Source organism: Oculatella sp. LEGE 06141, from assembly GCF_015207605.1.
Lineage (GTDB): Bacteria > Cyanobacteriota > Cyanobacteriia > Elainellales > Elainellaceae > Oculatella.
The window spans coordinates 1-10640 of the sequence record NZ_JADEWO010000107.1 but is presented as its reverse complement, the minus strand read 5'-3'; the positions used below and the strand labels follow the sequence as shown (position 1 = coordinate 10640).

The 10640-nt window shown below is 50.5% G+C and carries 9 protein-coding genes; 6 read left to right on the top strand and 3 right to left on the bottom strand.

The features are described from left to right. Nucleotides 1-182 precede the first annotated feature (182 nt). Complete coding sequence (locus IQ268_RS31200) at nucleotides 183-902, top strand: trimeric intracellular cation channel family protein (RefSeq protein WP_193887233.1); 720 nt, start codon at nucleotides 183-185, stop codon at nucleotides 900-902. Between the two features lie 43 nt (nucleotides 903-945). Further along, entirely contained in the window at nucleotides 946-1635 is a 690-nt protein-coding gene (locus tag IQ268_RS31195) for a cysteine hydrolase family protein (RefSeq protein ID WP_193887232.1), read from the top strand. 8 nt (nucleotides 1636-1643) lie between these two features. Here IQ268_RS31195 and IQ268_RS31190 read toward each other — a convergent pair whose 3' ends face one another. Continuing rightward, a complete protein-coding gene (locus IQ268_RS31190) occupies nucleotides 1644-1985 on the bottom strand; it encodes a hypothetical protein (RefSeq protein ID WP_193887231.1) in 342 nt (113 codons plus the stop codon). Nucleotides 1986-2442: 457 nt separating this feature from the next. Here IQ268_RS31190 and IQ268_RS33655 point away from each other — a divergent pair, with 457 nt between their 5' ends. Further along, nucleotides 2443-6102, top strand: coding sequence for a PAS domain-containing protein (locus IQ268_RS33655; RefSeq protein ID WP_193887230.1), 3660 nt, complete (start codon nucleotides 2443-2445; stop codon nucleotides 6100-6102). 234 nt (nucleotides 6103-6336) lie between these two features. After that, on the top strand, nucleotides 6337-6768 hold the full coding sequence (locus IQ268_RS31180) for a response regulator (protein ID WP_193887229.1): 432 nt from the start codon (nucleotides 6337-6339) through the stop codon (nucleotides 6766-6768). A 4-nt stretch (nucleotides 6769-6772) separates the two neighbouring features. Here the strand turns inward: IQ268_RS31180 and IQ268_RS31175 are convergent, their stop codons facing one another. Further along, nucleotides 6773-7807, bottom strand: coding sequence for an AraC family transcriptional regulator (locus IQ268_RS31175; RefSeq protein WP_228035889.1), 1035 nt, complete (start codon nucleotides 7805-7807; stop codon nucleotides 6773-6775). Nucleotides 7808-8050: 243 nt separating this feature from the next. Here IQ268_RS31175 and IQ268_RS31170 point away from each other — a divergent pair, with 243 nt between their 5' ends. After that, nucleotides 8051-8776 (top strand): DUF4386 domain-containing protein, encoded by a 726-nt coding sequence (locus IQ268_RS31170; RefSeq protein ID WP_193887227.1) that lies wholly within the window; start codon nucleotides 8051-8053, stop codon nucleotides 8774-8776. Between the two features lie 6 nt (nucleotides 8777-8782). Here the strand turns inward: IQ268_RS31170 and IQ268_RS31165 are convergent, their stop codons facing one another. Further along, a complete protein-coding gene (locus IQ268_RS31165) occupies nucleotides 8783-9727 on the bottom strand; it encodes a DMT family transporter (RefSeq protein ID WP_339383223.1) in 945 nt (314 codons plus the stop codon). Between the two features lie 546 nt (nucleotides 9728-10273). On the opposite strand from IQ268_RS31165, the gene IQ268_RS31160 reads away from it, so the two are divergent. After that, nucleotides 10274-10640 (top strand): protein kinase (locus IQ268_RS31160; RefSeq protein ID WP_193880788.1); only part of this gene is annotated, 367 nt, incomplete at its 3' end.

Here is a 10640-nt window from a genome sequence, read left to right as displayed (position 1 = left end):
GATTGGCTGGAATAAATACCGGGGGGCACTCGGAAATCAACGCCTCTGGACAGAACGACCTCTATTCAAACCAAGCAATTGATTTGGACAAGTCGGCTGGATGAAAGAGGAACCCCACGCCGTCTCGCAGAGCGGCGATGGGAGGATGTCAGAATCCTGAAGTCTGCTTACTCGGTGCAACAATGATTCTAGATGTATCGATCGCCAACCAACTACAACGATTTTCGTTTTTGACCTACGTTATTGAGGTCAGTGCCGTGATGTCGGCAGCGCTGTCCGGGATGATGGCGGCTCGTTCCAAACAAATGGATTTGGTAGGCACTTATATCGTGGCGTTTGTCAATGCGTTTGGCGGTGGAACCATACGCGATGTTCTATTGAACCGCCGTCCCCTGTTTTGGGTGAGCAACCAGGAATATCCCCTGCTCATCTTCCTTCTAGCCGTTTTATTTTTATATGCTCCACCGCTGACCCAACCAAACGGCTACATCGCCAAACCCTTTTTTAAGGTAGTAGATGCGTTGGGGCTGGCCTTGTTTAGTATATCGGGAACCTCCTATGCCCTCAGCTTTCAAATGCCTTACTTTGTAGCTTCCCTGATTGGCGTAATTACAGGAGTATTTGGTGGGGTGCTTCGAGATGTGTTGTTGGCCGAAATCCCAATGATTTTTCGGACTCAAACCTCGCTGTATGCAACCTGCGCTTTTGCTGGCTGTTGGGTCTTTTTGGGTGCCCTGGTGTTGGGTGTGCAGCCATCGATCGCGGCCTTTTGCGGCTTTGTGGTTATCGTCGTGTTTCGAATGCTGTCACTTCGCTACAGAATTACGCTGCCGTTGCCCCGGTATCTTGCAGAGCAGCAACGCCGCGCTAATTCAGCACAGCCAGAGTCCGATCAAGCCTAAGCTAATACAGATACCATATTTAGATTTTCAAGAGGTAGAGACGATGGGCACACAAGTCATTGCCGACCCCTATCCATTTCCCTGTCATGGAGAGCTTAACGCGCATGACACCGCTATCATCATCATTGATGTGCAAACCGATTTTTGTAGTGTTGGAGGCTATCTCGATCAGAAAGGATTTGATTATTCATTGACACGCGCTGTCATTCAACCCATTCAAACCGTATTGCTGGCGGCTCGCTCTAAAGGGTTTCCCGTTTTTCATACCCGTGAAGGGCACCGCGCCGACCTCGCTGATTTAACCAGCGTGAAGCGCTGGCGCAGCCGCCACGCTGGTGCAGATATTGGCAGCGATGGGCCACTGGGGCGCGTTTTGGTTCGGGATCAACCCGGATGGGAGATTGTTCCAGAACTGGCTCCTTTGCCGGGTGAACCCGTCATCGACAAACCTGGAAACGGGGCATTTTATGCAACCGATCTCGATTTGCTACTGCGGCAGCGGGGAATTAAAAATCTGGTGGTTTGCGGATTAACCACGGCTGTTTGCGTTCATTCAACGTTACGGGAGGCCAGCGATCGCGGCTACGACATTTTGCTATTAGAAGACTGCTGTGCCGAAAGCGAACCCCACTTACACCAGGCCGCCGTTGAAATGGTAAAGATAGAAGGCGGCGTATTTGGCACTGTCGCCACCTCCCAGGCGTTTTTGGATGCCATTGCAGCCTCAGACTAAGCCCTGATTTAAGCCAGGCCCAATAGCCGTTTCAGCTTGAATTGCTCTAGGTGTTGGCTGGCAGCAGGCTCATCCTCGTAATGACGTTGCTCTAACCAGATCCGCATGTCTGTTTCAGAGGTGCATTCCACAGATTGTCTGGTTAGAGGGTCATAGCCATGCCATTGAGTCTCACCCAATGAGTCAACTGTTGTCCAAATACGAGGTTCAGAAGAGGTAAACAGATAGGCTCTCAGGGAGTTCCAAACGCTGTTTAGCGAAGTGGTTATGCCTGGTTGAGCCGCTGGCTGCTGGTAAGACCGATTGAAGCGGTGGCGTTGATATTCAAGCCAGCTAGTAGACGATTTCATGGTGGGTTGAATCATGTATTTGATACATTCACGGTAGCTTTTTGTAGCTTATGTAACAAAAACTTACATTCATCGCATCTATGAATTTTTTTCATACAGGTTTTAATTGAAAGATGAGCCAGCCGCGATCGCCCATCAACCTGACGCTAAAAATCTTTCCTTTGACGTAGCGCGCCTTCTACCGCTTAGCCTATTCTTGCTTAATAAGCAATTGGCCAAGACGGTATACGACCATGATCACTGGTAACGCAACTGAAAATTAACCACAGTTGGCGGTCTGGTTCCAAACCTTCAACAGAACTCAGGCACAGCCAAGACTATTTTGCAACACCGCTGGAAATGATGCTTTGATCAGTCACTCACTGGCACATAAACGGGTCATGCTTCCCTATCGCCACTCTAGAACTGGTTGGAGTGGTGTTTTCCCCTATATCATTGCTTCAGAGGATAAACTGCTGTGACGTTTGAGAATCAAGCAGATGCTCTCAAAGCCTGTGAAGCCGAGTGCCAGCGGCTAAAAGCTGAACTCGATCGACGGGAGCAGGAATTTACCACGCTGGTTGAAAACCTACCGGATGTAATTTTTCGGCTCGATCGCCACCTGCGCCACACCTACATTAGCCCGGTCGTAGAGCGAGTGACTGGCATTGCACCACAGCAGTTCTTCGGTAAAACTGGACGGGAGGCAGGTTTGCCTGCCGCTATCTGTGACGAGTTTGAGGCTAAATGCCAGGAGGCGATCGCCCATCGCCGCAGCGTGCAGGTTGAGTTTAGCGTTGCTGGCAGGTATTACCAATCCCGCGTTGTTCCGGAGTGTGGTGCTGATGGCTCGGTGGAGTCGCTGTTGGGCATTACCGAAGATATCAGCGATCGCCAGCAGGCTGAAACCGCTTTGCGCCAGAGCGAAGAACGCCTGCGCGTCGCCCTCAAAAGCTCACCCATTGCCCTCTTCAACCAGAACCAGGACTTACAGTACACCTGGGAATATAATCCAGCAGTTCATGGCGCTAGTGATGTGATGGGCAAACGGGATGAAGATTTACTGCCCGCCCACGAGGCCGCGATTCTAACCCAGATTAAGCGCCAGGTGCTTGAAACCGGAATCGGCACGCGAGAAGAAGTTAAGCTGACGGTGCAGGGGCATACCCTATACTACGACCTGACGGTAGAACCCCTGTGGGATGCTAACCAGCAGGCGGTTGGAGTGACCTGTGCTGCTGTCAATCTTTCCGAGCGCAAGCAGGCCGAACTGGCATTACAAAAAAGCGAAACCCTACTGAATGCTTTTCTGGCTAGTTCCCCTGTAGCGCTGGCCTTTTTGGATCGTGACCTGCGTTACATGTATGCGAATGAGGCATTGGCGGCAATGAACGGCCAACCGCTGAATGACCATCTGGGGCATACTCTGGAGGAAATATTGCCCGCTTGGGCACTGCAACTTACCCCCGTTTTAGAACAGGTGATGCAGACCAGAACGCCCCTGCTGAACCAGGAGATTAGCGGTGAAACCTATCCGCCCGGAGTTTTACGACACTCGCTGGTGAGTTACTACCCGGTATGTTTGCCAGATGGGCAGGTCTTGGGGGTTGGCGTGGCGGCGATCGATGTCACGCACCGGAAGCAGGCCGAACAAAAACGGCGAGAGAGTGAAAGCTTATATCGCGCTATTGGTGAAACTCTCGACTATGGCATCTGGGTGTGCGACCCCAGCGGCCAAAACATTTACGTCAGCCAATCGCTGCTGCAATTGGTGGGGCTAACGCAGGAACAGTATTCCAATTCTGGCTGGTGTAATGTGCTGCATCCCGACGAGGCAGAGCGAACGATCGCCGCCTGGGACGACTGCATCCAGACCAAAGACCATTGGGATCGTGAATATCGCGTCCGGGGGATCGACGGTAGATGGCATCCTATCCTGGCACGCGGCGTGCCCGTTAAAAATGAGCGAGACGAGCTAATTTATTGGGCCGGGATCAATCTGGATATTAGCCGCCAGAAGCAGGTTGAGGAAGCGTTGCGCGTTAGCGAAAGCCGTTACCGCACCCTTGCCAACGCAGTATCGCAGTTGATGTGGATGAATAACACTGAGGGCAAGGTTGACTATTACAATCAACGCTGGGTTGATTACACAGGACGCGTGCTAGAGCTAAACGTTAGCTTGTGGGTTGATGTGATTCATCCAGACGATTTGCAGTCCATCTACGAAACGAGAACCACGGCCATTCGGGCGGGCGAAGCCTACGAGATAGAATGCCGCCTCAAGCGGTTTGACCAAACGTACCGCTGGCATCTGGCTCGGATCGTGCCACTGAAAAATGAGCAGGGTCAGGTACTTTGCTGGTTTGGTACTGCAACAGACGTGCATGATATCAAGCAAATGGAGGTAGGGCAACGCTTTTTAGCCGAGACGAGTTCATCGTTGGCAACCTCTCTGGATTATCAAACGACGCTCACCAGCGTGGTTGAATCCGTTGTGCCATTCCTGGCTGACTATGACTTTTTGGATGTCGTCACAGCCGACAACCAAATGCAGCGAGTGGCCTGGAAGCATACCGATCCTCAAAAACAGGCGTTGTTTGAGCAACTCTATTTCATCCACCCACAAGATATTGAGCGACCGGATGGCGGTCAAGTATGGCTCAACGGTGAAGCGCTTTTTGTTCCCTATGTATCCGATGAATGGATGCAGGCGATCGCAACCAGTGCAGAACACCTTCAGCGTATGAAAGACTGCGAGCTGTGTTCACTGATCGCTGTACCGCTGCTCGCCCGCAACCGGACACTAGGCGTGCTAACTTTCTGCTTTACGGCAGATTCGGGTCGCCATTACACTGCCCATGATCTGGCTCTGGCGGAGGAGTTAGCCCATCGTGCTGCTCTGGCTCTGGACAATGCCAAACTGTATCAACAGGCTCAAGATGCAAACCGGGTTAAAGATGAGTTTTTAGCGGTGCTATCCCATGAGCTGCGATCGCCCCTCAACCCCATCATGGGATGGGCTAAACTCCTGCGGAGCCGCCCGTTTGACCAGCAAACTACGGCTCATGCGCTGGAAATTATTGAACGCAACGCTAAACTACAGACTGAACTGATTGAAGACCTGCTGGATGTCTCGCGCATCTTGCAGGGTAAGCTGAGCCTCAACGTTTACCCGGTTGATTTGTCATCGACGGTCGCCGCTGCCATAGAAACGGTACGGCTATCAGCCGAAGCAAAGGCCATTGATTTTAGAGTCGAGCTTGCTGCACCTGCCGCCACCGCAACAAGCGATCCACAACAGCCCACGGGATCTAAACCATCGACCTGTCAGGTGTTAGGTGATCCGAACCGATTGCAACAAATTGTCTGGAACCTGCTCTCTAATGCGGTAAAGTTCACTCCGTCGGGTGGGCATGTCGATATTCGGCTGGAGGCGATCGGCACTCAGGCGCAGATCACGGTTAGCGATACGGGTAAGGGAATTGGTTCTGACTTTCTACCCCATGTGTTCGATTATTTCCGTCAGGCGGACGGTGCAACGACTCGTCAGTTTGGTGGTTTGGGGTTGGGGCTGGCGATCGTACATCACTTAGTTGAACTGCACGGCGGCACCGTTCGCGCCGAGAGCGCTGGCGAAAACCAGGGAGCAACGTTTATCGTTCAGCTTCCTTTAATGGCTGCCCAGGTGCTCCAGCACCAGGCCGCAGAAGGCTCTACGCAGGCTTTAACATTAGCAGACGTGACGGTGCTGGTTGTTGACGATGAAGCAGACATGCGTGAGTTTATGGCCTTCGTGCTGGAGCAATATGGAGCCAACGTTATTACCGCTGCTTCAGCCGTTGAGGCACTGGAGCGGCTAGCCCAAACGCAGCCCGATATCCTGCTCAGCGATATTGGTATGCCCGATGTAGATGGCTATATGCTAATCCGTCAGGTGAGGAGCTTGACGGTCGAATCTAGCCGAAACATTCCAGCGATCGCTCTTACTGCATATGCCGGAGAGATGGATCAGCAACAGGCTCTGGCTTCTGGCTTTCAACTGCACCTCTCGAAACCAGTAGAAGCAGAAACCGTTGCTAAGGCCATCGTCCAGCTTATCAGCCCTGCACAATTGAAAAATCTTCCTGGCGAGAGGTGAGATGTGGCGAGGAAAAATAGATAGTAAAACGGCAGCCACATATCACTCTAAAAGGCAACTACCACTTCAACTAAAAAACAGACCACTCAATCAATAAACTTAGAGCCTTCATTCCAGTTATCTTCCCTGCAACAGGTATGGCAGGAATGCCCGTCACTAATGGTGACCATCAGAGCAGATCCCTCAGCAGTATTGAGGCTACCTGTTGCTGTAAGCTACTTCAGTCACAATCCTATGAAAATAGAGAAGAATAAAATTCAATCTACTCCCAGCACCCTTACGCTTGAGGGGGTGCAAGTGTTGCTAGTCGAAGACGAGCCAGATATGGCTGAGCTGTTCGTTCTAATTTTGGAAGACTTAGGAGCAGAGGTCATCCTCGTTGACTCTGCCTGTAAGGCTCTCAGCATCATGGAAAACCAGCACCCCGACATTCTGGTATCTAACCTGAGATTGCCTGACGAAAGCGGCAAATGGTTAATTCAGCAGATTAGAAAACTCGAAGCAAGCTGGCAGCGTCCTCTCCCGGCTATTGCTGTCACATCCTATACTCGAGAAGTCAATAGCGATAACTTAGTTGAGGCCGGATTCCATCGGTTCATGCCAAAACCGTTAGATCCTGATGAGCTAGTGGCGGCAGTCCTTAAGCTCACTGGACGGGCTGGATAGCTATCTAGATCTTTCCCCGTTGAAGTAACCTGTACGATCGCGGCGTTTTGCCTGTCCATCGTTTGAAGGCGCGATGAAAAGCACTGGGTTCCGAAAAACCCAACAGAAACGCAATGTCATCAATCATAATGTCAGGCTTTTTAAGATAGCGGATTGCCAGTTCGTTACGGGTTCTATCTAATAACTGCTGATAAGAGGTTCCTTCCTTTTTTAGCTCTCGCTGGAGATGGCGCACGCTAATAGCCAGATGGTGGGCGATCGCCTCCACAGAAGGAATTTCTCCTTTCAATCCTTCTGTAATAGCTCGCACCACCTGGTTTGTGTAAGTTTCATGTTGGCTCAGGTCATTGAGCATCGTTTCCGCGTGTTGCTCAAACACAGACAGCAGCGTTGAGTTGGCGCTCAACACAGCCCACTCTAAACAACTGGCATCAAAAATAAGCCGGTTGGTCGGTTGAGCAAAATGCACTGGCGATTGAAAGATACGCTGATGCTCCGAACTGTCGGCTGGACGGGGATGTTGAAACCAAACAGCATAGGGATAAAGTGGTTTCCCGGTGAGCAATTTAACAGCGGTAAGAATAGCAGCAAACGTACTCTCAACGGGCTGCCGGGGTTCTTCTAACAGATAGTTTTGGAGATGAGCCACAATATCGCAGTCGCACAACAACTGCCCCTGGGATACAGAGCAATGAATATAAACGCCCTGGCTAAACAGACGCATATAGCGAGAGAGCTTTTCAAACACTTGACTGAGCGTCTGACAGCTAAACAGCACGTAACCCAAAATTCCTACGGCTGATGGATTAAAGGCTTCTCCAAGATGTAAGCCGATATGGTCGTCTCCGGTGTGCTTCATCACTTCACGCCACATGGCTCGATTCACCTCTCCATTAATTCGGCTGTCGGGCGTTTCCAACAAACCAGGATCAATGCCAATGGCAGCACAGAGACTTTGCGGATCGACTGAGTGGTGAGCCGCTGCATATTGCAGCGTATTTCGCACCAGAGCGACAGAGAAGGTTGCTTCTTTCATCATTGCTGAACCTGGCGTACCCGGTCAATTTCTTGGCGTAGTCGGTCAACTTAAGTCTTAGCAAACAGAATACTTTGGAACTGTAGCAAACCAGCTCTATCTCATGAGGTTATCTGAAATGGACTAACAGCACTTTGGAAGCATCCTGCCTCCCTGCTGATTTACCTCATTCCACTGCTTCGCTGAGCTTCTATCCCAATTCATGGGGTAGTGCATCAGATCATTACTTACAGCAAGGTTTACATCATGAATCGCCTACACATTGCTAAAGCGACAGGTGTTTTGTTCATTCTGTTTGCCCTATTGATTAACATTCCGTATCTGATGCTGGTGCAAACCTTTGAGTACGATGACATCCTGCGAGAACCAACTGACTATGTTTTAACTCAGTTTCATGCCGGAGGAACTCAATTAATCATCACCTGGTTTTGCTTCGGCTTCTTGAGTTTGCTATTCATTCCAGCAGCCGTGTTGCTACAACGCCTTTTAGAGCGGGAGGATACACCTTATCTGTTTTGGGCAACGCTGGTGGGCGTTCTTTCCAGCATTCTACAGGCGATCGGGCTATTACGCTGGACGTTTGTCATTCCCCTACTGGCAAACCTGTATGTTGATCCAGATAGCACTGATGCTACGCGTGCGGCAATCGTTGTTGTTTATCAAACCATCCACCAGTACGGTGGTGTGCTGATTGGCGAACAGTTAGGGCAAACACTGCTGGTCTGTTGGACGATTGGAATTGGTTTCACCATGCTGCGATCGCCCTACTTCAAACCGTGGCTGGGTTGGGTTGGGTTATCAACGGTACCCTTCTGGATAGTAGGACAAACTGAACTGTTTGCCACCGTTATCCCGGCCACCCCAGTCTTTGAACTGACTCCAATCGGGTTCATGATATGGGAAGTTTGGCTGTTGTTGATTGGAGTAGTTTTGCTGCGCCCCGGTCGCCAGCCTCGATTGGACAAGCGGTAATTGCCCTCATTTTGCCGAACGGTGTTCCTGGCTCAGCAGAGCAACGCTTAGCGTTACAATCAGCACTCCCGTAATTTGGACAGGATTCAGCGTTTCTTGAATCAGCAACCAGGCCAGGATAACCGTCAAGGCTGGATTACTGGCTCCAATCATAGAGGCCGATGTGGCACCAATGAGACGAATGCCAAAGTTGTTCATTAAGTGTCCGGCAAAGGTGACGATCGCAGACAGCAAGCCCCCAATCCACAGGGGCAGCCACAGCAATTCTGTACGTTGTCCGTGCCAAAGCAGGAGACTTATAGTAGATAGCACTAATGTAGTGGCAAAACTAATCCAGGTAAACGGAACAGGATGCAGTTTTTCAAAACTTTTTTGCGCCACCACGGTATACAACGCATAGGTAATGCCAGAGGCCACTCCAGTCACAATGCCTACCAAACTCGTATTCCCTGTTGCTGCATTGAATTGGGGCATGGTTAGGGCACTTCCCACCAGCACAAAGCCCATAACGCTCCAGCGTAAAACAGTGGGGCGATCGCCAAACCAGCGCCAGGAAAACAGAGCCGTAAAAACGGGATAGGTAAAAAATAGAGTCATGGCAATGCCGGTTGGAATCAGTCCAATGGAAATATAGAGCAATGCCAGATAAAGAAACATTAAACCGCCGCACCCAGCCGACTGCAATAGAAGTAATCGGTTGGATGCGGTTCGCAGTTGCCCAACATCATGCCAAACGGGAGCATAAAGTTTGGGTGCTAGAAATGCCATCAGCGGTACCACCAACAGCATCCGCATGAACATGAGCAAAAAGGAGTTTTCTAACGTTGGAGTAACAAATCCTCCCGTCTGAAATTCTCCCAGGATAGTGTACTCATTGAATAAAATTCTAACGATAACATTCTGAAAGCAGAAAAAGAAGGATGAGAGCAGAACGATTAAAAACCCTAACACGCTTAAGAGTGGTGAATAGTACAGCCTGATCTTAAGCGTGTTTGAGAAAGGATGGGCACCGTTGTCCAATCCATGCTCGCTACTTCTGCGATCGCAATTCGTGATGGATTCTGGATCAAAGCATCACTATTGAGTCCCGTTTGGCAGCTCGAACCCGTCTGTATGTAGCGATCTCACCTGACCGTGATCATTGCTCAAAAGATATTGCTCAACATGTAATGCTCAATGATCCTGAAGTAAAGGGTCTGGTGTTCTTCCCTGACCCATTTGTACATCTTCCCAAACGGTGGAGAATGTCCCCATTTACAACAGCAAACAACGCTTCAACTGCAAGGACACAGCAAGGATCATGGTAAAGCCCTGCCCCCTACAATGCATCTATATCAATTAGCAATGCCAACTGACGGCTATGCGGTTAGTTTGAGTTGCGGCTAGCCCCCTATCAAGCATTCTTACCACAGCCAAACAGGGAAGCATGGTGCGGCAGCCCCATTTCTGGGAATTCTGGAGGTGATTCTAGCAAACTAGAACCCTCCCCTGGACGACATGCTATCGACAGCCAACGCCTGCTCTATCCCATCACCTCACCTCTCCGGCTACTCCATCGTGGAGCAACTCTATATCGGTGCGCGAACGATCGTTTATCGAGCCGTGCAAACCTCCACCCAGGATTCGGTCATCATCAAACTGCTGCAACAAGACCATCCCAGCTTCAACGACTTGTTACAGTTCCGCAACCAATACACGATCACCAAACACCTCAACCTTCCCGGCATCGTTCGACCACACAGCCTGGAGGTCTGTGGTCACAGTTATGCCCTGGTGATGGAAGACACCGGAGGGGTTTCCCTGAACCACTACCTCCAAACCCATCCGCTCGGCTTACACGACATCCTGGCGATCGCCATCCAAC

Excerpts from the sequence above, each read along its gene's own strand:
- IQ268_RS31190 (WP_193887231.1), bottom strand. The coding sequence starts at position 1,985 with ATGAAATCGTCTACTAGCTGGCTTGAATATCAACGCCACCGCTTCAAT.
- IQ268_RS31195 (WP_193887232.1), top strand. The coding sequence starts at position 946 with ATGGGCACACAAGTCATTGCCGACCCCTATCCATTTCCCTGTCATGGA.
- IQ268_RS31200 (WP_193887233.1), top strand. The coding sequence starts at position 183 with ATGATTCTAGATGTATCGATCGCCAACCAACTACAACGATTTTCGTTT.
- IQ268_RS31180 (WP_193887229.1), top strand. The coding sequence starts at position 6,337 with ATGAAAATAGAGAAGAATAAAATTCAATCTACTCCCAGCACCCTTACG.
- IQ268_RS31170 (WP_193887227.1), top strand. The coding sequence starts at position 8,051 with ATGAATCGCCTACACATTGCTAAAGCGACAGGTGTTTTGTTCATTCTG.
- IQ268_RS31175 (WP_228035889.1), bottom strand. The coding sequence starts at position 7,807 with ATGATGAAAGAAGCAACCTTCTCTGTCGCTCTGGTGCGAAATACGCTG.